17 protein-coding genes and 2 tRNA genes are annotated in these 25,347 nt (G+C 35.0%); 12 read left to right on the forward strand and 7 right to left on the reverse strand.

The annotated features are described in order from the left end of the window. Window positions 1-65: 65 nt before the first annotated feature. Together H8R24_RS13400 and H8R24_RS13405 are read right to left on the reverse strand one after the other, a co-directional pair. Window positions 66-635 carry a hypothetical protein gene (locus H8R24_RS13400; RefSeq protein ID WP_187019888.1) on the reverse strand — a complete coding sequence of 190 codons (570 nt, stop codon included), beginning with the start codon at window positions 633-635 and terminating at the stop codon, window positions 66-68. After that, on the reverse strand, window positions 622-1,386 hold the full coding sequence (locus tag H8R24_RS13405) for a peptidase associated/transthyretin-like domain-containing protein (RefSeq protein ID WP_187019890.1): 765 nt from the start codon (window positions 1,384-1,386) through the stop codon (window positions 622-624). Before H8R24_RS13405 ends, H8R24_RS13400 begins: the two co-directional genes overlap by 14 nt. Before the next feature lie 156 nt (window positions 1,387-1,542). Between H8R24_RS13405 and pepE the strand changes: the two genes are divergently transcribed. Continuing rightward, window positions 1,543-2,250: a dipeptidase PepE gene (gene pepE / locus H8R24_RS13410; protein ID WP_187019893.1), complete on the forward strand. Its 708-nt coding sequence runs from the start codon at window positions 1,543-1,545 to the stop codon at window positions 2,248-2,250. Window positions 2,251-2,286: 36 nt separating this feature from the next. Here pepE and H8R24_RS13415 read toward each other — a convergent pair. From H8R24_RS13415 to H8R24_RS13425, 3 genes are all read right to left on the reverse strand, one after another. Further along, a tRNA-Gly gene (locus tag H8R24_RS13415) sits at window positions 2,287-2,359 on the reverse strand. Window positions 2,360-2,467: 108 nt separating this feature from the next. Further along, window positions 2,468-2,540: transfer RNA gene (locus tag H8R24_RS13420), tRNA-Gly, on the reverse strand. A 375-nt stretch (window positions 2,541-2,915) separates the two neighbouring features. Then, the gene (locus H8R24_RS13425; RefSeq protein WP_187019895.1) at window positions 2,916-3,638 is read right to left on the reverse strand and encodes a murein L,D-transpeptidase catalytic domain family protein; all 723 of its coding nucleotides are present in this window, start codon (window positions 3,636-3,638) and stop codon (window positions 2,916-2,918) included. Window positions 3,639-3,825: 187 nt separating this feature from the next. Here H8R24_RS13425 and H8R24_RS13430 point away from each other — a divergent pair, with 187 nt between their 5' ends. The 3 genes from H8R24_RS13430 (at window position 3,826) to gpmI (ending at window position 10,427) form a co-directional block, all read left to right on the forward strand. Further along, entirely contained in the window at window positions 3,826-6,222 is a 2,397-nt protein-coding gene (locus tag H8R24_RS13430; protein WP_187019898.1) for a DUF5916 domain-containing protein, read from the forward strand. A gap of 127 nt (window positions 6,223-6,349) precedes the next feature. Then, the gene (locus H8R24_RS13435; protein ID WP_187019900.1) at window positions 6,350-8,767 is read left to right on the forward strand and encodes a DUF5916 domain-containing protein; all 2,418 of its coding nucleotides are present in this window, start codon (window positions 6,350-6,352) and stop codon (window positions 8,765-8,767) included. Between the two features lie 142 nt (window positions 8,768-8,909). Further along, window positions 8,910-10,427, forward strand: coding sequence for a 2,3-bisphosphoglycerate-independent phosphoglycerate mutase (gene gpmI / locus H8R24_RS13440; RefSeq protein WP_187019903.1), 1,518 nt, complete (start codon window positions 8,910-8,912; stop codon window positions 10,425-10,427). A 215-nt stretch (window positions 10,428-10,642) separates the two neighbouring features. On the opposite strand, the gene H8R24_RS13445 is transcribed toward gpmI, so the two are convergent. Beyond that, window positions 10,643-11,869 carry a DUF445 domain-containing protein gene (locus tag H8R24_RS13445; protein ID WP_187019905.1) on the reverse strand — a complete coding sequence of 409 codons (1,227 nt, stop codon included), beginning with the start codon at window positions 11,867-11,869 and terminating at the stop codon, window positions 10,643-10,645. A gap of 187 nt (window positions 11,870-12,056) precedes the next feature. Here H8R24_RS13445 and H8R24_RS13450 point away from each other — a divergent pair, with 187 nt between their 5' ends. From H8R24_RS13450 to H8R24_RS13485, 8 genes are all read left to right on the forward strand, one after another. Then, on the forward strand, window positions 12,057-12,731 hold the full coding sequence (locus H8R24_RS13450) for a TetR/AcrR family transcriptional regulator (RefSeq protein ID WP_187019908.1): 675 nt from the start codon (window positions 12,057-12,059) through the stop codon (window positions 12,729-12,731). Window positions 12,732-12,738: 7 nt separating this feature from the next. Next, complete coding sequence (locus H8R24_RS13455; protein WP_187019911.1) at window positions 12,739-14,403, forward strand: peptidase domain-containing ABC transporter; 1,665 nt, start codon at window positions 12,739-12,741, stop codon at window positions 14,401-14,403. 3 nt (window positions 14,404-14,406) lie between these two features. Continuing rightward, window positions 14,407-15,756: an HlyD family secretion protein gene (locus tag H8R24_RS13460; RefSeq protein WP_187019914.1), complete on the forward strand. Its 1,350-nt coding sequence runs from the start codon at window positions 14,407-14,409 to the stop codon at window positions 15,754-15,756. Further along, window positions 15,756-17,153, forward strand: coding sequence for a TolC family protein (locus H8R24_RS13465; protein ID WP_187019916.1), 1,398 nt, complete (start codon window positions 15,756-15,758; stop codon window positions 17,151-17,153). Before H8R24_RS13460 ends, H8R24_RS13465 begins: the two co-directional genes overlap by 1 nt. Window positions 17,154-17,196: 43 nt before the next feature. Beyond that, window positions 17,197-18,015: a type I methionyl aminopeptidase gene (gene map / locus H8R24_RS13470; RefSeq protein ID WP_187019919.1), complete on the forward strand. Its 819-nt coding sequence runs from the start codon at window positions 17,197-17,199 to the stop codon at window positions 18,013-18,015. Window positions 18,016-18,110: 95 nt separating this feature from the next. Next, a complete protein-coding gene (locus H8R24_RS13475) occupies window positions 18,111-18,485 on the forward strand; it encodes a GxxExxY protein (protein ID WP_187019922.1) in 375 nt (124 codons plus the stop codon). An 83-nt stretch (window positions 18,486-18,568) separates the two neighbouring features. After that, window positions 18,569-19,333 carry a class I SAM-dependent methyltransferase gene (locus H8R24_RS13480; RefSeq protein ID WP_187019924.1) on the forward strand — a complete coding sequence of 255 codons (765 nt, stop codon included), beginning with the start codon at window positions 18,569-18,571 and terminating at the stop codon, window positions 19,331-19,333. Between the two features lie 144 nt (window positions 19,334-19,477). Beyond that, window positions 19,478-22,384, forward strand: a complete 2,907-nt coding sequence (locus H8R24_RS13485; protein ID WP_187019928.1) for a DEAD/DEAH box helicase — start codon at window positions 19,478-19,480, stop codon at window positions 22,382-22,384. Window positions 22,385-22,438: 54 nt separating this feature from the next. Here the strand turns inward: H8R24_RS13485 and H8R24_RS13490 are convergent, their stop codons facing one another. Beyond that, complete coding sequence (locus H8R24_RS13490; protein WP_187019931.1) at window positions 22,439-25,252, reverse strand: M16 family metallopeptidase; 2,814 nt, start codon at window positions 25,250-25,252, stop codon at window positions 22,439-22,441. Window positions 25,253-25,347: the final 95 nt, after the last annotated feature.

Below are 25,347 nucleotides of genomic sequence, written 5' to 3' on the forward strand. Positions count from 1 at the left end.
GATAATACTTTCTCCTTTGAATGATTCCATAATAAAATTCTTTCACGAAAGATAAGAATTTATCTTTACACCTCTATTAAATTATTTTCCTTCCCCTCGACCACTATTTGTTTCTTTAACCGCTTCGTTCGACCATTAATCTTATTAATCAAAGGATCTAAAGGCATGGACCCTCCCAACAATCCCAGCAACATAATAGGTTTAAAATCGCCCGCAGTAGCTAATTTTCTCTCGGCCGCTGTGTATGATTTTTGGTTTTCAGGAACAAGCCCTAAGCCTTTGGCGCTTATCATCGGATATTCATTAATAATCACTTCTTTTAACTGATTGTTCTTTGGTTTCATTTGCATCATGAGCTGTGCACCGCTCCATTGCTCTTTTGTAACATGAAGCACAACTGATTCCAGATTAATTGCCGAAAAAATAAATCGATCCGCTTGCTTTGCCAAAAGAGAAAACGACTCACCAACGTTTACAATCACTGTTTCGGCAGTAGTCGTATTGACAATATTTACCGAACCTTCAAAACCAGCTTCTACCCTAATTTCTCCTTTAATTTCACGTAGCTCATTTTGCCCAAAACCATATTGGAAACCAACTAAAACCAAAAAACAAACTGTTTTACGGATGCTCATTTTTTAAAATTTCTATATATTTTGTTGCCAATTCTCCTAACAAAAACTCAATTGTAGTTTTATTGTTTTGGTCTAAAATTTTTGTAAACTTTTCATTATCCACGGCAAAATATTGAAAACCCTTAATGTATGCTACAGGTATTTTAAAATGTTCAACATAATGTTGCTCTGTGAACATATTATCTAGAAAAGCAATATACCCCTCTTTTTTTTCTACTTTAAGTATTTTTTTAAGCATAGCCGTCCTACCCGAAATAAAATTCAGCAACGGATCTGCAGATATTGAACCACCTGCCATAGAACCTGCAGTTGCAGACGCGTTTAAATCAGTGGCTGTTCTTAACTTGCGTTCCGCATCTGTGAACGACCGTTGATTTTCTGGAATAATCCCGAGTGCCCTAGCATTGATATGATCGTATCGTTTAATAATCACCTCATTTAATTGATTCATAACTGGTGTCATTTTTACAAAAAAAAGATTGGAATTAAAATGCTCTTTTGTTAAAGCTACTTTGATACTTTTATACTGAATGGATGAAAACACCAAAGTATCCCCTACGGCAGCATTAACCGAAAAATACCCCAGATCATCTGTAATTGATGCTTTTTCGGTTTTTAGATTAATCACATAAATCCCTTCCAAATTATACAAATCAGCATTTACTTTTCCTTTTACTGTAGCTACAGCAGACCCTTGTGCAAAACCAGCACTTACAAACAACACTAAAAAAAAACCTGAAAATCTATTCATTTACACTACAAAAAAGGACTTGCCATTGTTAAAGGGTAAAAGTATCTTAATGTCATCCAAATTAATTACTAAGGACATGGTAAAAAAATGTTAATAAAAAATATAGCACATAAGAATCCTGATTTTATACCTTTAACACATCAAATACACTATCAAATGAAAAACATAATAATTGCCAGTACCTCAACACTGCATGGCGGAGACTATCTAGAATACTTGTTACCTGAATTAAGCATTCACTTTAAAAACTGCAAAACCGTTCTATTTATACCATATGCGAGACCAAGCGGGATAACACATGACGAGTATACTGCAAAAGCTGCTGCGGCATTTTCGACCATAGCCATCAAAATAAAAGGAATTCATGAATTTCAAGATCCAATTAAAGCCATCGAGCAAGCAGAAGGTATTTTTACTGGAGGCGGAAGTACCTTTGTACTCGTTACAGAATTGTACAAAAATAATATTATGACTGTGCTTGGACAAGCCGTTAAGAACGGAACTCCATACCTAGGAACAAGCGCAGGTAGCGTTATTTGCGGCTTAAGCATGCAAAACACAAATGATATGCCCATTGTATATCCGCCAAGCTTTCAAACGACGGGATTAATTCCTTTTAATATTAATGCGCACTACCTAGATCCTGATTTGAATTCAAAACACATGGGAGAAACAAGAGCAACAAGAATAAAAGAGTTTCATGCTTACAACAGTATTCCAGTTTTAGGACTAAGAGAAGGGAGCTGGCTGGATGTAAAAGGTTCTAAAGTAGTTTTAAAAGGGGACTTACAAGCAATCCTTTTTAAACAAAAACAAATCGCTGAAACTATTGAAGTTAATACCGACCTAAGTGATCTAAAATAAAAAATCCGAAACATCAATGATGTTTCGGATTTTAAGAGCGAAAGACGAGGCTCGAACTCGCGACAACCAGCTTGGAAGGCTGGAGCTCTACCAACTGAGCTACTTTCGCATTAACAGGGTGCAAATATAATCAATAAATTGATTTAAACTACACTTTATTAAAATTTATTCCAATTTTTTATAAAAAAGCCAAAACACAAATGCTCTGGCTTTAAAGAGCGAAAGACGAGGCTCGAACTCGCGACAACCAGCTTGGAAGGCTGGAGCTCTACCAACTGAGCTACTTTCGCATTACTGTGGTGCAAATATAAATAATAAGTCGAGTCAAAAACAAGTTTTTTTGAGTAAAATTTTAGTTTTTTTTCATCCATCATCTTAATCGATTTAAAACTAAAAAGTTACATTTCTAGCAACTGTAAAGCAATTTCCTTTTTTAGTACAATACAGACAACATATGGCCTCGATTGCATCATACAACAGCAACGTATCATTACAAACAGATTAAAAAAAAGGAAGCAAATAATCTCAGCACACCACTTTTGAACATTTTTTTATTCTAAAACCGAAAAAAGGTTGTTTAAAAAAACTCCTACCCTACTTTTCCAAACAAAAAAAGCCAATTTATTGCTACAATAAATTGGCTTTACCTTTTTAGTCCTCTACTATTACATTAAATACTTAGAAGCTACTTTATAAGTGTTCGATGGGAAATACACAAACAAACACGATTTATCTTTTATCGTTTCAATAATTTGATCAGTCAATTCTAATGGTATTGCTGGGCAACCTAAACTCCTGCCTAATCTTCTATTATTTTGTATAAATGAATTCGACACATAATCAGCACCATGAATCACTACAGCTCTCTCTCTAGCATTGCTATTGATACCACGCTCTAATCCGTCTAATTTTAGAGACTTTCCATGCTTACCATTATACACTTCGGCTGTTGAATAAAAACCTAAACTACTTTTATATGATTCTGGAGAGTTTGAAAAACTTGTTGCAAATTCTTCGCCTGTGTTGCGACCATGTGCAACAAGTGAATGAAATAAAACTGTATTTGTATTTAAATCAATCACCCACAACCTCTTTTCATTAGATGATAAACTAAAATCAATTAACGTAAGTACATCCTTTGTGATTAAACCTTTTTCTTTTAAAAGATAAAAACCTCTCAAAGCTTCTGTAAAACTTTCTAGATTAGGAAGTGTATAATTATTAGAATTTAGATTGTCATAAACCAACTCTTCGGTAGTTTTAGGACTTGTAATTACCTTTGCAGCGCTATAGGTTTTCTTAACTAGCTGAGCATCATTGGGCGTGAATTTACTAGAAACTAACGCTAATGCAACTAAAAACACAGTAGGAAATATTTTATAAACCATTGATTATAATTATGTTATACAATAAATTTGGGACTGCAAATGTATGTAAAAATATAAGAAAACAAAAAAATTAACATTTTATCTAAAACATTTAAGCCTTTTGTACGTAAAAACTTAATTGAAAAATCATTAATTACTTGCTTTATGTGTTAAAAATGTTATTTTTGCTCAACCCAAATCTTAAATTATGCCTACATCTTCCCGTTTTGTAGTGGTTGCACTGCTTTTTATCAGCTTTAGCTCCTATTGTCAGAAAAAAGAACTTTTAGCTCAACCCACCAAATACAACATTACGATAGACGGAAAAGTAAGTGAAGACGAGTGGTTGCAAAACCCCAATACCGCTACCGACTTTGTCATGTATCAACCCGACAATGGAAAACCTATCAACAAAGACAAACAAACAGACGTTAAAGTGCTATACAATAATGACGCAATATATATCTCGGCGATCCTAAATGATAATGAACCCAGCAAAATTAGAAGAGAGATCACCAATCGAGATGTTTTTGGTGTGTCTGATCATTTCTCTGTTTCCATAAACGGCTTTAATGATGGTCAACAAGATTTTAGGTTTTACGTAAGTGCAGCAGGAGTACAAATGGATTGTATTGCAACAGAAGGTTCTGAAGATTTTTCTTGGGACGCCATTTGGGACAGTAGCGTAAAAATAACCGATACGGGCTGGATCGTAGAAATGAAAATACCGTACGCTGCCTTGCGATTCTCTGGTGCCCCAACCCAAACTTGGGGATTAAATTTCATGAGAGAAATAAAACGGGATGCCCAAAAATATACTTGGAACTATATTGATACAAAAATAGGTAATGAGATTACCCAAGCTGGATTATTAAAAGGAATTGAAAACATCAAGCCCCCTATTCGCTTGTTCTTTATTCCGTATGTTTCTGGTTACTACCAAGAAGACAAACTAGCTTCGGACAGAACTGTGAAAGCTGGACTTGACATCAAATATGGTATCAATGATTCCTTTACTTTAGATGCTATTTTAGTTCCTGATTTTGGGCAAACCAAATTTGATAATGCCATTTTAAACCTAGAACCTTTTGAACAACGCCTTGACGAGAACCGTCCTTTTTTTACAGAAGGAACCAATTTGTTCAACATCGGAAATCTATTTTACTCAAGACGTATTGGTGGAGCACCAAGCACCTACCCAAGCACAGCCACTAATGAAGAGGTGACTAACTACCCTAGCTCTGCAAACTTAATCAATGCGGTTAAAATTTCTGGTCGTACAGAGAAAGGATTGGGAATTGGTTTTTTAAATGCTTTAACCAAAAGAACTTTCGCAACTATATTAAATACCGATACCGAAGAAAGCCGCAAGGAATTAATAGAACCTATGGCCAATTACAATATCATCGTACTGGATCAAAGATTCAACCAAAACTCGTCTGTCTCTTTTGTCAATACTAATACGACTCGCAACGGAAGTTTTAGAGATGCAAATGTAGCCGCCCTAGTATTTGATTTAAGCACAAAAACCAATTCATACAATTTATACGGCGATTTTAAATACAGTACCATTAATGACGTAGTGGATTATAACGGCTATAAAACATCCTTGAATTTTGCCAAAACCAGAGGGAAATACCGCTATTTGTTATCCGGAAAATACATATCCGAAAACTATGATGTAAACGATCTAGGAATTATTTTCTATACTAATTATCATAACGCTTACGCAAATGGTAGTTATCGCATCTTAAACCCTACCAAATACTTCAATACCTTTAAGGTAGAACAAGAACTGAACTTAGAAATTCAAAACACAACAGGAAAATTTCAAGAAGCTTGGTACAAAACACTTTTTAAAGCCACGACAAAGAATAATCATTATCTAGAATTCTCAATAGTCGCAACTCCTGTAGAAACATTTGATTTTTATGAACCACGTGTAGGTGGAAGTTATGTACAGGTTCCCCGTAGAATTTCGTCTTACTTTGGTGTAGAATTCAATGCTAACAGTCCTTTTACTTTTGACTTTACCCCAAGCATAGTGGCTTACGACCAAAAAAACCGAATTACATACGGAATCGCAGTTGGGCCGAAATACAGGTTCAATGATAAATTATCTCTTTCTTATATATTAGATTATTCAAATCGAAAAAATGATCGCGGATGGGTAGGCTTCACATCAGATGACATTATCTTTGGTCAAAGAGATAGAGAAATATTGCAAAATGACATTACAGGAAAATATGCCATCAACAACAAGATGACCGTCAACCTTACTGCTCGTTATTACTGGTCGTACTCTGAAAACCACAATTTCCTTACGCTGCAACAAGATGGCTATCTAACCCCAAACACTACCTACACACTCAATAAAGACCGTAATTTTAACTCGTGGAATTTTGACTTAGCCTATTCTTGGTGGTTTGCTCCAGGGAGCGAAATGTCAGTGCTCTATAGAAATTATTCGTTGGAAAGAGGCACTACCGTAGAGAAAAATTTAAATACTAATTTCAAAAGCGCATTCAACGGAAACCTTACAAATATACTCTCTATTAGCTTTCGTTATTTTATTGATTACAATAGAGTTAAGAATAAATTTTAATTATTTTTCTCATAAAACTGTAACATCTTACATTTATTTAAGTCTATTAAACAAACCTGTAACAAATCATGCTGCTAGTCATCATTAATTGGTTTTACAATTTTGTTTCATTGATTTAACTAATTTTATGAGGAACCTATTTTTATTTTTGCTTTTGTTGACTGCTGTTTTTGGCTATAGCCAAAAGAAAACATTGCAAACCACAATTAGAACTTCTTCCATTTTAATTGACGGAAAAATTGATGAAGAAGCTTGGAGGTCGGCAGCAATTGCCAAAGATTTTATCATGTTTCAACCGGATAATGGAAAACCTATTCCAGAAAATAAAAGAACCGAAGTAAAAGTCCTGTACGATAATGATGCCATCTACATTGCAGCAACAATGTACGACAATGAACCTACAAAAATTTTAAGAGAAATCACCAAAAGAGATGACTTTGGAACTTCTGATTTTTTTAGTGTATTTATCAACGGATACAATGACGGCCAACAAGATTTTCAATTCTATGTGAGCGCCGCGGATGGTCAAGCCGATTGCATCACTACTGACATTAGTGGCGAAGATTATTCTTGGGATGCTGTCTGGAACAGTAAAGCTGTCATCACTGATTTTGGCTGGGTTGCAGAAATACGAATTCCATACGCAGCCTTACGATTTTCGGGAGAAAAAAAACAAACTTGGGGACTTAACTTTTTTAGAGAAATAAGACGTGATCGTCAAAAATTTACTTGGAATTTAATCGATTCTAAACTGGGAACCTTCACGCAACAATCTGGTATCTTAGAAGGAATCGAAAATATCAAACCTCCTACTAGACTGTTTTTAATGCCGTATGCTTCCTTTTACTTAAATGCTAACGATGATAAAAAAACAACTGGAATTGCCAAAGGTGGACTTGATATTAAATACGGAATAAACGATGCCTTTACCCTAGACGCTATTTTAATACCCGATTTTGGACAGACAAAATTTGATGACAAAATTTTAAATCTTGGACCTTTCGAACAACAATTCAATGAAAATCGAGCGTTTTTCACTGAGGGAACTGACCTCTTTAGCAAAGGAAATCTTTTATACTCTAGAAGGATAGGTGGCGCACCAATCGTTTATCCAACTACTACGGACGACGAAACTATTATTGACAATCCAGCGACTGTAAACCTAATCAATGCCCTTAAAGTTTCGGGTAGAACTAAAGGAGGTTTAGGAGTTGGAATCCTCAATGCAGTAACCGAAAAAACCAATGCCACTATTGAAAACAACAACACAAAGGAAACACGACAACAAGAAGTACAACCCTTAACTAATTATAATGTCCTTGTTCTTGACCAACGTTTTAGAAAAAACTCATCTGTTTCATTCATCAATACAAACGTAACCCGAAACGGAAGCTATAGAGATGCCAATGTAGCTGCTTTAGTTTGGGATTTGAACACTAAGAAAAATACTTACAACCTCTCAGGTAATTTTAAATACAGTTCTATTAATGCAATAGAAGATAAAACAGGCTATTCGACCTCCTTAAATTTTGCCGAAACAAGTGGCAAATATCGTTACAGTTTTGGAGGAGATTTAGTCACCAAAGACTACGACAACAACGACTTAGGTATCAACTTTGAGACCAATTACTATTCGTTGTATGGCAATACCAATTATAGAATTTTAAACCCTACAAAACACTTTAACTCGTTCCGCGTGAATTACAACTTGTACACTCAATTTCACAAAGAAACTGGTAAAATTCAAGGAAACAATATCAATATCAACGTCAATCTAGACACTAAGAAAAATCATTCTGTAGGTTTTGGAACAAATATCGCACCCCTTCAATCTTATGATTTTTATGAAGCTAGAACAAACAATCGATATGTAATACTACCGCAAAGATACAACGCATGGATGTACATATCTTCAAACTACAACAACAAATTCGCCTTTGATTTCAACCCCTATTACGCCATTTTTAATGAAAAAAATCGCAATACTTTTGAGATATCAATGGGACCTAGATACCGTTTTAATGACAAGTTTTCAATGAGTTACAATTTTTATTTCGAAAGAAAAAACAATAACCGTGGCTTTGTAGACAGCATTGATGATGACCTCAACGCAACCACGCCAGAAACTATTGTATTTGCTAATAGAAAAGTCATTACATACTCTAACAGTATTTCTGGAAAATACTCCATCAGTAGTCGCATGAACTTTGATTTATTAGTGCGCCAATACTGGTCTTACGCCGAAAATCATAACTATTTATCCTTACAACAAGATGGAACTCTAACGGATTTCCCAACGTATACCACCAATAAAAACTCTAGTTTCTATTCTTGGAACGTCGATTTATCGTATTCTTGGTGGTTCGCTCCTGGTAGCCAAGTATCTGTACTTTATCGAAATAATGCAGCCAATTTTGAAAGACAAATCAATAAAAGATTCAATAGAAACGTAACTAATTTACTAAACAATGATGCGCTGAGTCATACTTTTTCGATTAGTGTGAAATATTTTATTGACTACAACTCTATAAAACGTAAATTTTAAAATGCATTTATTTTAAAATAGCATTGGTTCTACAACAAAATTCTCATTATTTGTTGCTGTTCAGTTCTTAATGAATAATAGTGATTTCGATACGCACATCCATTTTTAAAAATACTTTATCTTTGTTTAAAACAAAATTGAAATGAACAAAAAAGTAATACTAATGATTCTTGACGGTTGGGGAAAATCTCCGGACCCAAAAGTATCTGCAATCGACAATGCCAATGTACCTTTTATCAATAGCTTGTACAAGAATTACCCAAGCGCTCAATTGCGTACAGATGGCTTACACGTAGGTCTTCCCGAAGGACAAATGGGAAATAGTGAAGTAGGCCACATGAACCTTGGCGCTGGACGAATTGTATACCAAGATTTAGCCAAAATCAATTTGGCTGTAGTCAATAAAACCCTAGCCAAAGAACAAGTATTAAAAGATGCTTTTCAATATGCTAAAGACAACAATAAAAAAGTTCACTTCGTAGGATTAGTTTCTGATGGTGGTGTGCACTCCCATACGTCTCACTTACGCGGACTAATCGATGCCTCACAAGACTACGGATTAGAAAACGTTTTTATACACGCCTTCACTGATGGTCGTGATGTAGACCCTAAATCAGGTAAAAAATACATCCACGATTTACAAGATTACATCGCTAACACACCTGTAAAAGTAGCTTCGGTTATTGGTCGTTATTACGCAATGGATCGTGACAAAAGATGGGAAAGAGTAAAACTAGCATACGACTTACTAGTTAACGGTACGGGTACTCCAACGCATGATATTGTAACGTCTATCGCAACAAGCTACGGAAACGATGTTACAGATGAATTCATTCAGCCGCTTATTGCTGTTGATAGTAATAACAAACCACTAGCTACCATTGCAGAAGATGACGTTGTTATTTTCTTCAATTTTAGAACCGATAGAGGTCGTGAATTGACTGAAGCGCTTTCGCAAAAAGATTTCCACGAACAAAACATGCACAAACTAAACTTGTACTATGTGACGTTGACCAACTATGACGAAACCTACCAAAACGTAAAAGTGGTCTATAACAAAGATAACATCACGGAAACACTAGGTGAAGTTTTAGAAAAAGCGGGTAAAAAACAAATTCGTATTGCCGAAACGGAGAAATATCCGCACGTAACGTTCTTCTTTTCTGGAGGCCGTGAAGAGCCTTTCATTGGCGAAAGCCGTATCCTTAAGAACTCTCCTAAAGTTGCCACTTACGATTTGCAGCCTGAAATGAGTGCTTATGAACTAACAGATGCCTTGGTTCCTGAAATCGAAAAAGGAGACGTTGATTTTGTATGCCTAAACTTCGCTAACGGAGACATGGTAGGACATACAGGAATGATGGATGCCGCTATCAAAGCTTGTGAAGCCGTTGACAAATGTGTCGAAAAAGTGATCAGTGCCGCAATTGCTAAGGACTATACCGTTCTAGTAATTGCCGATCACGGAAACTGTGAAACCATGATCAATCCAGACGGAAGTCCAAATACAGCACACACCACGAACCCTGTACCATTCATTTTGGTTGACAAAGAAATCAAAAAAGTACACGATGGAGTTCTAGGTGACATTGCTCCTACAATCCTAGAGTTAATGGGCGTTGCACAACCTGCTGTTATGACACAAAAATCGTTGTTGTAAAATAATTACAACCCTAATTATATTCAAACTGCTTCATCATTGGAGCAGTTTTTTTATGCCTTGATTGTAGTTTTAGAAGCAGAACATGCAGTGTTTTCAGGAGAGATAGTTCCCGCTATCCATTACAATCTTCTGGCGGGATAAATCGCCCCGCCACAAGGATTTCCATTTCTATCGGGGCTCAGAGGAAAGATCAGATGTATTTATCAAGATCACTACAGTAATTGCTCTACAAAATAAATCACAAGCCCCACAATTCCGCCCACAACCGTTCCGTTAATCCGTATAAACTGAAGATCCTTCCCTACTTCCAATTCTAATTTATCGGCAATTTCTTTTTTATCCCAACTTTGTACTGAAGTTGCAATCAAATCACCAATGGCTTTTTTATTTCGAAGTAACATACCTAAAGCATCTATCTTTATAAAATCATTAATCTTATTCGTCATCACTTCATCCTTTTGAATACTATCTCCAAAATTCCGAATCATATTAGTGATATTCATTTTAATGGTAGAATCCTCACCTTGTTCTAAATCGCTTAAAACAGCATTTTTTAGCTCCAACCATATCGATCCAATATAATCCTGAACTTCTGGTTTTTGCGTGAATTCAACCACTAGCCTACTAATTTTGTCTTGCATTTCAGGAGAACTTTTCAATTCGGCAACAAAATTCAAAACATAGTCGTTTATCTTTTTCCTGATAGAACTATCGGGTTGTTTAGCCATATCTATAAATTCATAAAGACCATTAAAAACACCATCGGCAATCTTTTTATCAGCAACACCTAGCGTATACCAAGGCGTTGTGTTTTTAACTTTTTCTTTGATTTCGTCTCTATTCGCTTCCAGTTCTGCGGATAAAATGGTCAAAACATTCGTTATCAATTGCGCTTGTTTATCATCCTTAGACAAGGATTCTAAACCTATTGCAACCCACTCGCCAAAATTCATTTGTTGCATCTTACTTTCAAATTGCTCCAAAATAAATTTTTGAACATCAGCATCTTCAATCGTTTTTAAAACACCCGGAATCACATTTTCGACTACTAATGAAGCAATCGTACACGCGTTTTTTTCTTCTTTTAACCAATTTGTCGCTTTGGTAGCAAAATCAAAGGCATCCAACTTTGCTTCTAACTTCTCCTTAATTAAAAATTCATCTGATACAAAAGCCCCTAAATTCTGACCAATCGCGTCTTTATTCGTTGGAATCAAAGCCGTATGCGGAATAGGAATCCCTAATGGATGCTTGAACAATGCTACAACAGCAAACCAGTCGGCAATCCCACCCACCATAGCAGCTTCACTCAATGCTTTTAGCCAACCTATCTCATAATGATGTGCTATAAAAAAACAAAGAACAGCCGCAACTAAAACACTTAGTGCAACCCTCTTCATTTTAACTAAATTATCTTTTTTAGCCTGATTATTCTCCATAATACTATTTACAATCTCTAATAATATACTAATTTAGTCATTTGTTTTCCAGAACAACTAATTGATCGAAATCAAATGCATGATAGACCCAAAAAAATAAAAACCCAAGCTAAACAAAAAATAAATAAAAGTTAAAATTTCATTTATAATAGTATTGCTATTATATTTGCGCAAAATAATATTAACTATGAAGGATTTAATCGCGTCTATAAAAATTCAGGTCAATGAAAAGATCTATGTCAAAGATCCGGAAACATCAAAACTAGGTAAGAAAATCATTCAAGAAAGTATTCTTTTGATTGACGCTATCGGTTTTGATAATTTTACTTTCAAGAAATTAGGAGAAAAAATTGGCTCGAATGAAAGTTCTATTTATCGTTATTTTGAAAACAAACACAAATTACTAGTTTACCTTTCCTCTTGGTACTGGAGTTGGATGGAATACAAATTATTCTTTGCCACAAATAACATCACAGACCCTCTTGAAGCATTAAAAAGAGCCATTACAGTTGTTACTGAAAAAGTAGAAGATGACGAAACCACGGAACATATCAACGAATCGATTTTAAACAAGATCATAATATCTGAATTTACTAAAACCTTACACACTAAAGAAGTTGATGAAGAAAATAAAATAGGTTTCTTTTTAATTTACAAAAGGGTAATCAATAGAATTGTAACTTTAATCAATCAAGTAAATCCCGATTATCCGTATGCAAAAAGTCTTGCTTCAAGCACCATTGAAGGCGCCTTGCATCAACAGTTTTTAAGCGAACACTTAACGACCATTACCAATTGTGATGAAAAAACAAGTCCAGCTAATTTTTATATTCATCTTATTACAACCATTTTAAAAAAATAAACAAACCATGACTCCATTAAAACGCTTTTACAATTTATTAGCCTTGGACAAAAAAGACATTACACAACTGTTTTTTTACGCCATATTTGCCGGATTAATTAGTTTATCATTACCCTTAGGAATTCAAGCTATCATCAATTTCATTCAATCAGGACGTGTTAGTGTCTCCTGGATTGTATTGATATTTCTTGTTGTTATGGGAGTTGCTTTGGTTGGAATTCTATCGTTAATGCAATTGCGTATTACAGAAAACTTGCAACAAAAAATATTTGTACGTTCATCATTTGAATTTGCAGTTCGCTTACCTAAAATAAAATTTGAAGAGCTATACAATACCTATCCACCTGAACTTGCCAATCGTTTTTTTGATACCTTAACCATTCAAAAAGGAACTTCAAAATTACTAATTGACTTTTCGGCAGCCTTATTACAAATTGCTTTTGGTATAATTCTGTTGTCCCTGTATCATCCTTATTTTATCGTATTTGGAATCATGTTAATCATTTTATTGTACTTTATCTTTAAATTATCATATAAATCAGGATTAGAAACCAGCTTGAAAGAATCAAAAAACAAGTATAAAGTAGCTAGATGGTTGCAAGAAATGGCGCGCAATAATTTCAGTTTTAGAAACCAATTGAACTTTGACTACGGACTTCAAAAAAACGATCAATTAGTAAGTGAATATCTTAATTACCGTGAAAAACATTTTAATGTGATCAAAAGACAATTTACGCAGCTGATTGTTTTTAAAGTCATAATTACAGCTAGTTTGCTATCTATAGGTGGTTTTCTAGTGGTTTCGCAACAAATGAATATAGGACAATTTGTCGCTGCCGAAATCATTATTTTATTGGTCATCAACTCTGTCGAAAAGATCATCCTGGGGCTTGAAACTTTTTATGACGTGTTAACTTCTGTTGAAAAAATTGGTCAAGTAGCTGATTTAAGCCTTGAAGAAGAGTTTGAAACTGAAACCACTAATTATTGCTATGCCGATATCACTTTGGAAACTGAAAAGGTAAAATTCAAATTTCCAGATTCTAAAAACGCAATTCTAAACGATATTTCATTAAAAATTGATCAAGGAGAACGCATTGTAATCAATGGAGAAAATGGTTCGGGTAAAACAACCTTAATTCGCATCTTATCGGGCTTAATTAAACCTACAACGGGAAGTTTTTATATCAACGACGATACGTTCAAGAAGATCGATCTGAAACAATACCGCTCCCAAATAGGTAGTATCATCTATGGCGAAACTCCCTTTGAAGGAACAATACATGAAAACATCACCTTTAACGATAGCACTATCAGCCAAGAAGATTTGAAATGGGCCATTGAAGGGGTACAATTAACTTCATACATTAAATCGTTGCCCGAAAGTTTAGAAACTAAAATTTTCCCAGAAGGACGACAGTTAACGTCTTCTAATGCACAAAAAATATTGTTGGCACGATCTATTATCCACAAACCGCGCATTCTATTTTATGAGGATCCTACAGACACTATGGATGAAAAAGTAGCCAATAAAATTATTGACTTCATAACAGCCAAAGAAAACAAATGGACCATTATTGTATCCTCTAAAAATCCATATTGGAAAACAAAATGCAACAGAGAGATTATCATGCAAAATGGACGCATTCTAAACGACACAAAAACACTATAGGTTATGCTAAACATATCTGACAATAACAAAACGAATTCGCCAAGTTTACAAAAATTTGACACCATCAAAAACCTTAACTTGAATTCAAGTGCTAAGGTTATGAATAAAATAATAATGTTCTTTTTCATACTAGGAATCCTAATTTTATTTCTTCCATGGACACAAAACATATCGGGTTCTGGAGCGGTAACTACTTTAAAACCAAATCAACGCCCACAGTCGATACAAAGTGTAATTTCGGGTCGAATAGAAAACTGGTACGTGCAAGAAGGAGATTTCGTAAAAAAAGGAGACACCATCCTTTTCATATCAGAGATTAAAGAGGATTACATGGACCCTAATTTAGTAGCAAATACGAAAAGACAAGTCAACGCTAAAAAACTATCACTCGAATCGTATGGTTCTAAAGTGAAAACAATGACGGGACAAATCCAAAACATTGAAAGCGAGAAAAACCTGAAATTAGAGCAAGCCCAAAACAAAATCAAACAGTCACTACTAAAAATAAAAAGTGACAGCATGGATCTTGTAGCTGTAAAAACACAGTTGAAAATTGCAAATACGCAGTTTGATCGTGCTGTACAATTGAACAAAGAGGGCTTAAAACCATTAACAGATGTAGAGGACAAAAGACTAAAACTACAAGAAGTAGAAGCTAAAATTATTACGCAAGAAAACAAATTCTTGACCAGTAAAAATGAATATATCAATGCCCGAGTAGAGACCAATCGTATTACTGCTGAATACTCTGAGAAAGTATCCAAAGCACAAAGCGATCAATTCACGGCAATGAGTAATCAATTTGATACCGAAGCACAAGTAAATAAATTGGAGAATCAATACGCCAATTACAGCATTCGTAACGGAATGTATTACATCACAGCACCACAAAACGGCTACGTCAATAGAGTTTTACAAGCGGGTATAGGACAAACAGTAAAAGAAGGAACTGCTATTGTGAGCATTATGCCAGCACAGTACGACATTGCTGTTGAAACTTTTGTAGACCCAATTGATTTACCATTAATTAACCGCGGCGAAAAAGTGAGGGTCTGGTTTGATGGATGGCCAACTATCGTTTTCTCAGGATGGCCTGATGTGTCTTATGGAACTTTTGGAGGTAAAATTGTAGCCATAGAAAACTTCATCAGTGATAACGGAAAATACCGTATCCTAATTGCGCCAGACAAAGAGGAAGCTCCTTGGCCTAAAAAAATAAGCATTGGCTCTGGTGCCGAGACTATTGCCTTGCTAGACACCGTGCCTATTTGGTTTGAAGTATGGAGAATTTTAAATGGGTTTCCGCCAAATTATTATAAAACAGACGTAAAACCAGCTAAAGAGAAAAAATAATGAAACACATTCTTATCCTTTTTCTACTCTTAGGATCTCTTGCTTTTGGACAAACTCCAACGGTCAACAGTTCAAAGGAGTTCACTTATAATGAGTTTTTGGGTTATGTCAAGAAGTACCATCCGTTAGTAAAAACAGCCAACTTAGAAATCAATAAAGCACAAGCTAATTTGATGATGGCGCGCGGTGGCTTTGACCCCAAAATTGAAGTCGATTTTAAAGAAAAACAATTCAAAGACAAAGAATATTATTCGATACTAAACAGCAGTTTCAAAATCCCTACATGGTACGGAATCGAAATAAAAGCGGGTTTTGACAACAATGATGGTATTTACTTAAACCCGGAAAACACAGTACCTAATCAAGGATTAACCTCGTTAGGGATTACGGTGCCGCTGGGACAAGGTTTGTTTATCAATCAAAGAATGGCCGATGTACGCAAGGCGAAAATTCAGTTAAAACTGAGCCAAGCCGAAAGAAAACTACAAGCAATTGCCGTTTTGTATGATGCTTCCATCGCCTATTTTAACTGGAAAAAAACCTATAACGAAGTAAAACTGTATGAAACTTACAGCAACAATGCACAAATTCGTTTCAAGGGTATAAAACAATTGATAAAAGCAGGTGATAAACGTGCTATTGACAGTATTGAGTCTGGAATTAGCGTAAAAAACAGGCTGCTGAATCTGGAGGATTCTAAATTAAAATTGAATAAAGCAAAATTAGAATTATCTAACTTTCTTTGGTTAGAAAATTCCATTCCACTGGAATTAGCCGACAGTCTCATTCCTGAAACAGCTGTAGATGCAAGCATTCAAGAAACATTAAAAACAAATGATTTAGTAAATACTGATTTCACGCTAGACAATCACCCGAAAATTAATGCATTACAGAATAAAATCGAAATTTTGACGGTAGAGAAAAAGCTTAAAGCCAATATGTTACTCCCAAAAATTGACGTGGGTTATTCTTATATCGCTGAACCCAGTTATATTGACAATTATCAGTTCGAAAATTACAAAATTGGTTTGAACTTTTATTTCCCTTTGTTTTTACGAAAAGAACGTGGAAGTTTGAAACTAGCACAATACAAAATTCAGGAATCGGAGTTTAGTTTGAATCTAGAACGCGTGCAACTTTCGAATAAAATAAGTGCTCAAAAAACAGAAATTCAGTCTCTGGAGAAACAAAATAAAATTATAAAAACACTGGCCGAAGATTATGCCATCATGTTAAAATCAGAAGAACGGTTGTTTACCTTTGGCGAAAGCTCCCTGTTTTTAATCAACAGTAGAGAGAATAGTTTAATCAGTGCGCAGCTAGCTTCAATAGCTTTAGAAAACAGATATTTTAACTCAAATGCGGAACTTTTTAAAATTATGGCCAATCCTGATTAAATAATTTAAAAATCGTACTTTTGCCAACTGAAAAAAAGAAAATATGATTATAGTTAAATCCCGTGAAGAAATTGAATTAATGCGCGAAAGTGCCTTAATTGTATCGAAAACATTAGGAATGATTGCTTCTGAAATCAAAGAAGGAGTAACTACATTACATTTAGATAAATTAGCCGAAGAATTCATTCGTGATCACGGTGCTGTGCCTAGTTTTCTAGGATTGTATGGTTTTCCAAACTCATTATGTATGAGTCCGAATTCACAAGTTGTACACGGAATCCCAAACAATACACCGCTTCAAAGTGGTGATGTGATCTCGGTAGACTGTGGTGCTTTTAAAAATGGATACCACGGAGATCACGCTTATTCTTTTGAAATAGGAGAAGTTGCACCCGAAACTAAAAAATTATTACAGATTACCAAAGAATCTTTGTACGTAGGAATCCGCGAATTTAAAGCTGGAAACCGCGTAGAAGATGTGGGGAATGCTATCCAAAAATATACAGAAGCACATGGTTATGGCGTGGTTCGCGAATTAGTAGGACACGGTTTAGGGCAAAAAATGCACGAAGATCCTGAAATGCCAAATTACGGAAAACGCGGTCGCGGAAAACTATTTGTTGAAGGAATGGTAGTTGCAATTGAACCGATGATCAATCAAGGGACACGCAACATCAAACAACACAAAGACGGATGGACAATCACTACTGCTGATAATAAACCAAGCGCACACTTTGAACACGATGTGGCCTTAGTTGACGGTAAACCAGAGCTACTTTCTACATTTGCATACGTGTATCAAGCACTCGGAATTGTGAGTAATGAAGAAGATGAGTTCAGAAAAGTGCCTTTGGTATTGTAAGATTTCGCAAAGAGATTTTCTGTTAATTGAAATGTACCAACACGAATTCACACGAATAAGCAGCGGCTAAATAATTTTATAAACTTTACCTATAAATGCAAGAAATTTATCTAAAGGAAGAATCTTATATAATTGTTGGTTTGTGTATGGAAGTACATAAAATTTTAGGCAAAGGTCATAGTGAAAAAGTATATGGAGATGCATTAGAGTACGAATTTCAAAAAAACAAAGTTCCTTACAAGCGTGAATCTAAATACAATATAGTTTACAAAGACATTATATTGCCCAGTTATTACTTTGCAGACTTTGTTGTGTTTGACGAAATCATTGTAGAAATTAAAGCTATTCAAGAGTTAACAAATAGCGAAATAAAACAAACATTAAATTACTTAGCAGCTTCTCAAAACAAACTTGGAATCCTTGTGAATTTTGGAGAAGACATCTTAAAATATAAAAGAATCTTATTGTAAAACAAATATTCGTGAAATTCATTTTACACCAAATTAAGTTCGTGTAAATTCGTGAAATTCGTGTTTAATTCACTTGAAAAAACTTGAAAAAACTATTCAAACTCGTGCTTAATACTATCCCTCGCCCTATTCTTATTCGTTTAAGTTATGTGGCGAGACCTGTTTTGGCTTTTGCCTTAAAGGGAACTACTTTTACAGATCCTATTGACGGGAAAAGTTTTAAAAGCTTCTTGCCCTATGGATACGGGACGCAACGTAATAACGTGCTTTCGCCAAGTACACTTTCGCTAGAGAGACACCGTTTATTGTGGTTGTACCTCAACGAAAAAACTGATTTTTTTACAGCTCCTAAAAAAGTATTGCATTTTGCTCCTGAGCAAGCCTTTTACAAACTGTTTAGAAATCAAAAAAACCTAGATTACACCACAACCGATTTGTTTTCACCTCTTGCTGATGTAAAAGCAGATATTTGCGACTTGCCTTTTGAGGACAATCAGTACGATGTTATTTTGTGCAACCACGTTTTAGAGCACATTCCAGATGATACTAAAGCCATGCAGGAATTGTACCGCGTATTAAAACCAGGCGGAATGGCGATATTACAAATTCCGCAAGATTTGAATCGCGCAATAACTTATGCCGATGACACAATAACGGATCAAAAAAAACGTGCTGAAATATTTGGACAATACGATCATGTACGTATTTATGGTCGTGATTATTTTGATAAATTGAGAAGCATTGGTTTCACAGTTGTCGAAGAAGATTATACCCATAAAATTACTCCCGAATTAGTAGAAAAATACTGTTTAGCAAAAGGGGAAATCATCCCTGTTTGTTTCAAATAAAAGAATATATAAAAATTTAAATTTCACCATTAAGGGATTAAGTTTATTAAGTCAAAAGCTTAGTTTCCTTAATCCCTTACTGTTTAAAATTAGTTACCACTAACATTTTGACGTAGCACCCTTCAAAAACCCATAGCCTTAATTTTGACAACTGTATCCAAATTTCCGTTTTGTTTTGACTTGAGTTGGGATGTAAAAAGCAATTTTTTCACGCCTACCGCTTATGTCGTACCTACGAACCAACCGATAACTTATCTCGATAAAAAAGCCAATCCTGCAGTACTCAAAAGCTTCGGGATTGACGTTATTCATTTAGACAAGTCCATACAAAAAGCGGTGGCTATTTGTGAAAGCCTGCAAGCCGAAGCACTCGCTAAAAAATTCAATTCGGCTAAAGCCAAAAAAAGCTTAGAGGAATTATTCAAAGACCCGAAAGTTGCTATTGGGATTCAGTTGTACCAAAATTTAAAACTTACCGAATTTTTAACGCTGGTTCAAACCCATGATTTTCCTATTTGCTTTTCTTTGGACAAAGACAAAGATTTTAGAAAAAGCAAAATCTCTACCCAAAATCAACCTTTGGAAACTAAAATTCATTTTCTAAAAACTGATGAAAGCATTCAATACCAGTTGCAATTGCAAGAAAACAAAAAACCTTTTGATCTTGCAGAAAGAGCGATAACAATCTTGGTTGATGAACCCGCTTGGTTGATTGTAGACAAAAATTTAGTACAACTAAAAGCAATAGACGCTAAGAAGTTAAAACCGTTTTTAACCAAGAAAACCATAGAAATCCCCTCTCGAATGATGGTTGAATATTTTCAAAAATTCATCAAAGACATTGTTAAAAAAGTAGATGTTACGGCTGATGGTTTTGAAATTATCAAGCGTACTACTATCGTATCTTGCCAACTTGAAGCAGTGCATGATTTTTTTAAAAACAGCTATTACCTTAATTTACGTTTTGATTATAACGGTTATCTTTTTGAGGGTTCGAAAAATAAACTCACCCATTCTGAAATTGATTTAGACGATCCCGAAAACATAAAAGTGATTCAGTACAAGAGAGATCAAGCTGCCGAAATCATCTTTGAACAAAAACTAGTTCACTTGGGTTTTGAAAAAACAGAAAATGGTTTTTTTAGGCTTTCGCCAAAATTAAAAAGTACAGAATTACACGATACCATTCAATGGGTTATTGAACATAAGGATTTATTAGAATTGGAAGGGTTTCATCTGGATCATTTTACTTTAGATGGAAAGAGAATACAAACCACAAAACCTGTAATTGCGTTTTCTAACCAAATACAAAACGACTGGTTTGATATCAAAATCACCGTTAGTTGTGGTGCATTCGAATTTAATTTTATCGAAATTATACCAAATTTAAAACAGCAAAACCAAGTTTATCTATTGCCTGATGGCAGTTGTTTTTTAATTCCAAAAGAATGGATGATGCAATACGCTCCTTTGGCCAAACTAGCCAAAGTACAACAAGAAGTGTTGCAGCTACCTAAAAATAATTACGCCATTCTTCAAGCAATACCTGAACTTCAACTGGATTTAAAACCCGAAACTGCGGTACCGTTTACACTATCCCCTTTGGTAAAAGCCACATTAAGACCTTATCAAACTCAAGGGGTACAATGGCTGCTAGACCATTATCAAAATGGCATGGGCGCTTGCCTAGCCGATGATATGGGTTTAGGAAAAACCATCCAAACACTAACCACCTTAGTGGCAGTACAAGAACAACTCGAGAACCAGCAGCGAGAAGCTGAGCAGTTGGACTTATTTGGGAACACCATTCCACAAGCCAAGGAATATTTAAAAGTTTTAGTGGTTTTGCCTTCTTCATTAGTATTCAACTGGTACAATGAAGCTCGCAAATTCACACCGCATTTACGACGCATTCAATACATTGGCAAGGACCGAAAATTGATTGCCAAAAAACTAATGCGGTACGATTTGGTCTTTACTAGCTACGCTATTGCTACGCGCGATATTGCCATTTTAGAAAAGCATCAATTTCGTTTTTTAATTTTGGACGAAAGTCAATACATCAAAAATAAGAGTTCGAAAATATTCAAGGCTATCAATCAAATTCCGGCGGCAAATAAGATTTCACTAAGTGGCACACCTATCGAAAATTCTCTGGATGATTTATGGTCACAAATGGAATTTATCAATCCTGATATCCTAGGAAGCCATTCGTCCTTTGTCAAAAACTACAAAAATCCAATTGAAAAAAATCAGGATGAAACAGCACTGGCAGAGTTAAAAACATTGATCAGTCCGTTTATTTTAAGACGCACAAAAGAACAAGTACTGGATGATTTACCTGAACTTACGGAGCAAATTTATTATTGCGAGATGGAGAAGGATCAGGAAAAGCTTTACGAAGAAGAAAAGTCTAAAGCGCGCAATTCACTCTTGCGAACAGACGGTGGAAAAGTCGATAAGATTAACATCATTAACAGCTTGATGCGCTTGAGACAATTGAGCAATCACCCTAAAATGATTGACGCGAAGTCGGATATCGATTCGGGTAAATTCAATGCTGTAACTCATTATTTGAGCACTTTGATTCAGTCCAAACAAAAGACAATTGTGTTTAGTTCATTTGTTTCTAATTTGGGTTTTTATAAAGAATGGTGCATTGAAAACAAGATCAAGTTTTGTGAACTCACAGGCGCTACAGATCAAAAAGACCGTGAAATTGCCGTTACTAATTTTCAAGAGCAAGACGAAATTTTACTATTTTTCATTTCGTTGAAAGCAGGTGGTGTAGGATTGAATATCACTAAGGCATCTTATGTATTGTTTTTAGACCCTTGGTGGAACCCTTTTGCTGAAAAGCAAGGAATAGGCCGCGCACACAGAATAGGGCAATTGAATAAAGTTAATGTCATTCGTTTTATATCGAAAAACACTGTAGAAGAAAAAATCATCCGATTGCAAGAAAGCAAAAAACTGTTATCAGATTCCCTTCTAGATGAAAACAGTATTAGTAGTGAGGTAGAAACGCACTTGAACTACCTATTGGAATAAAAAAATGCCCGCTAAAAAATTTAGCGGGCATTTATACTTAAAATTTAAACCTAATTATTTTTGAACTTCAGGCATTAGCATAGCAATCACTTTATCTTTAGTCAGATATTTTTTAGCCACAGCTTGAATGTCTTTGGCAGTAACTTTGTTAATTGCTTCTTCTACTTGAAAAATCTTATCTGGACTTTTTCCGTCAATATACGATTGTGTAAAATTACTCAGCCAGAATTTATTGTCTTTAATATCCTTTTTATAATCTAATAACTCTGCTTCTTTAAATTTAGCTACATCCTTTTCATCAGGACCGTTATCAATTATTTTTTGTAATTCTTTTAATGCTGATGTTGTTAATTTTTCAGCATTTTCAGGACCACAAGGAAAACCTATTCTAAAATTGAAAGAACCATTTGGTACTTTAGTCATGCTACCACGAGCGCTTACTCCGTAAACACCAGCTTCGTTCTCTCTTAGTTCTTCAATTAACTTAATAGTCAAGACTTCGCCCAAGGCTTGCATTGCTAAAGCTTCCTTGTCAGAGTAGGTTGCGTCACCGTAATACATAATGGTAACTGTACTTTTAGGATCAGTTCCTTTATTGATTACTTTTTTCAAATCTCCTTTTAGCATGCGGTACCCTAAATCAGTCACGACATCTTTTTTAGTAGTTGAAGGCAATGATGCAATGTATTTAGTTGCATAATCTTCCATCATTTTATCATCAACATTCCCTACAAAGAAGAATTCAAAGTCACCTGCATTAGCAAAACGCTCTTTGTATTTTTTGTAAGCCAATTGATAATCTGTTTGCGCCCAGGTTTTATCTGTAGGAACGATTCCGTTAAATCTAGGATCTTCTTTCAATAAATAAGCATATAATTCTTGTTGAAAAAAGAACGAAGGTTGTGAAGCCATATTTTTGTAGAAAGCAGATTGTTTTTGCTTAAATCCTTCATAGGCTTCTTGATCTAAGTTCAAATCTGTGAAATACGCATAAGTACTTTGAAATAAATACTCTAAGTCTTTCGGAGTTGCACGTCCTTTTAAACCTTCGGTAATAGAACCAATATAAGGGTTAACTGAAGCGATTTTACCCGACATGAATTTGTTAATATCGTTCAATGACAAACCAGAGAAACCAGCTTCTGCCAATGCTCCGTTAGCAAATTGAGTTTTGATTAATTCCTCATTAGAGTACGTATTTGTACCCCCAAAACTAACTGCATCCATTAAGATTTCGTCATTTTTAAAGTCGGTTTTCTTATATTTTACTTTAGCACCATTAGAAAGAAATAATGTTGTTAAACCTAATTTAGTATCTGTTTCTTTCTTTACAATAGACCCTGGTTTTACTTCATTTCTAAGCAAACTTTTCACCGCTTTAGAATCTTGGTACGGTGTAATCTCGGCTGCATTAAGTTTTAAAGCATCTAGAACTTGTTGCTCTGTTACTTTTACTAATCCTTCTTTTTCTGGACCTGTAATAATCACTACTCTATTATCTTCTTTCACTAGATCCTTCATGTAAGCAGCTACATCAGCAATTGAAATTGAAGGCAAGACTGCTTTAGTAGTAGCAAACTCCCACTCTATTCCTGGCGAAGGTACCTGCTCTAAAAACTGTGATTGGTATTGACTTACAAATCGATCTGAATCCGTTTTATCACGATCATTGTATTGTTTTTCATACTGAGCTAGAATCTCAGACTTTGCTCTGTCTAATTCATCTTGTGTAAATCCGTATTTTTTAGCACGTTCGTTTTCTACAGCCAAAACTTTAAGGGCTGATAATTGCTTGTCTTCTTGAACAACAGCAACTGATTGATAAGCCTCCTTAGTTCTAGCATAAGTTCCACCATGATAAGAGTATCCGTATGTAAATGGTGGAGTAGCTGAGTTTACTAACTCACCTAATCTATTGTTGATCATCGTTGCAAACAAACCTTCGGTTAGATTGTCTTTATAATCACCAATCGTTTTCATTTTTTTTGGTGCACCATAATCCTTGTACATCAATTGAACCATCGTGTATGGCGCTTCTTTATCACTTTCAACAGCTACAAAAGTCTCCTTGTGATTAGGAACGTCGTATATCTTTCTTTCTTTTTCATTCGCTGGGTTTTTATACTTAGAGAAGTGTTCTTTCACTTTTTTCTCCATCGCAGCAACGTCAATATCCCCAACAACAATAACACTAATCAAATCTGGGCGGTACCAATCTTTGTAAAAATTAATAATCTTATCGTACTTGAATTTTTCTAAAATTTCTTTTTCTCCAATAGGCAAACGATCTGCATAATGCGAATTGTGCATCATTTTTGGCAAATAACGCCCTAACATTCTTTTATCTGCACCAAGGCCTAGTCTATATTCCTCTAGAACTACTCCTCTTTCTTTTTCAATCTCTTCTGGAGTCAGATCAGCATTAAAAGCCCAGTCTTCAATAATATTGAATCCGTTTTCTAATTTTTCTGGACTGTCTGAAGGAATTGGAAGGAAATAAACCGTTTCGTCAAAACTAGTATAAGCATTTAAATGTTGACCAAATTTGACCCCGATACTCTGCAAATAATCTACTAATTTATTCTTCGGAAAACGTTTTGTACCATTAAAATTCATGTGCTCCATAAAGTGAGCCAGTCCTCTTTGATCATCATTTTCAAGAATAGATCCCGCATTAACTACTAATCGTAAATCAACTTTATTTTCGGGTTTGGCATTTTTCTTGATGTAGTAAGTTAAGCCATTCGACAACACACCTGTTTTAACAGTTGGATCCGAAGGAATATTTTTTGAAAGATCGATATCTTGCGCAAAAATTGCAGAAGAACACAATAGCAGTCCGAGGGTTACTCTAGAAAATTGTTTCATAAATGTTTGTTTAATTTCAATAAAGGTATTGATAAAAAATCGAAAATCAGAATTTTGATAAGAATATTTTAACACATTTCCTACATTCTACTGCT

This window comes from Flavobacterium muglaense (genome assembly GCF_014305155.1).
GTDB lineage: Bacteria > Bacteroidota > Bacteroidia > Flavobacteriales > Flavobacteriaceae > Flavobacterium > Flavobacterium muglaense.

Coding starts and splice junctions, on each gene's coding strand:
- H8R24_RS13400 (WP_187019888.1), bottom strand. CDS start 635: ATGAGCATCCGTAAAACAGTTTGTTTTTTGGTTTTAGTTGGTTTCCAA.
- H8R24_RS13405 (WP_187019890.1), bottom strand. CDS start 1,386: ATGAATAGATTTTCAGGTTTTTTTTTAGTGTTGTTTGTAAGTGCTGGT.
- pepE (WP_187019893.1), top strand. CDS start 1,543: ATGAAAAACATAATAATTGCCAGTACCTCAACACTGCATGGCGGAGAC.
- H8R24_RS13425 (WP_187019895.1), bottom strand. CDS start 3,638: ATGGTTTATAAAATATTTCCTACTGTGTTTTTAGTTGCATTAGCGTTA.
- H8R24_RS13430 (WP_187019898.1), top strand. CDS start 3,826: ATGCCTACATCTTCCCGTTTTGTAGTGGTTGCACTGCTTTTTATCAGC.
- H8R24_RS13435 (WP_187019900.1), top strand. CDS start 6,350: ATGAGGAACCTATTTTTATTTTTGCTTTTGTTGACTGCTGTTTTTGGC.
- gpmI (WP_187019903.1), top strand. CDS start 8,910: ATGAACAAAAAAGTAATACTAATGATTCTTGACGGTTGGGGAAAATCT.
- H8R24_RS13445 (WP_187019905.1), bottom strand. CDS start 11,869: ATGGAGAATAATCAGGCTAAAAAAGATAATTTAGTTAAAATGAAGAGG.
- H8R24_RS13450 (WP_187019908.1), top strand. CDS start 12,057: ATGAAGGATTTAATCGCGTCTATAAAAATTCAGGTCAATGAAAAGATC.
- H8R24_RS13455 (WP_187019911.1), top strand. CDS start 12,739: ATGACTCCATTAAAACGCTTTTACAATTTATTAGCCTTGGACAAAAAA.
- H8R24_RS13460 (WP_187019914.1), top strand. CDS start 14,407: ATGCTAAACATATCTGACAATAACAAAACGAATTCGCCAAGTTTACAA.
- H8R24_RS13465 (WP_187019916.1), top strand. CDS start 15,756: ATGAAACACATTCTTATCCTTTTTCTACTCTTAGGATCTCTTGCTTTT.
- map (WP_187019919.1), top strand. CDS start 17,197: ATGATTATAGTTAAATCCCGTGAAGAAATTGAATTAATGCGCGAAAGT.
- H8R24_RS13475 (WP_187019922.1), top strand. CDS start 18,111: ATGCAAGAAATTTATCTAAAGGAAGAATCTTATATAATTGTTGGTTTG.
- H8R24_RS13490 (WP_187019931.1), bottom strand. CDS start 25,252: ATGAAACAATTTTCTAGAGTAACCCTCGGACTGCTATTGTGTTCTTCT.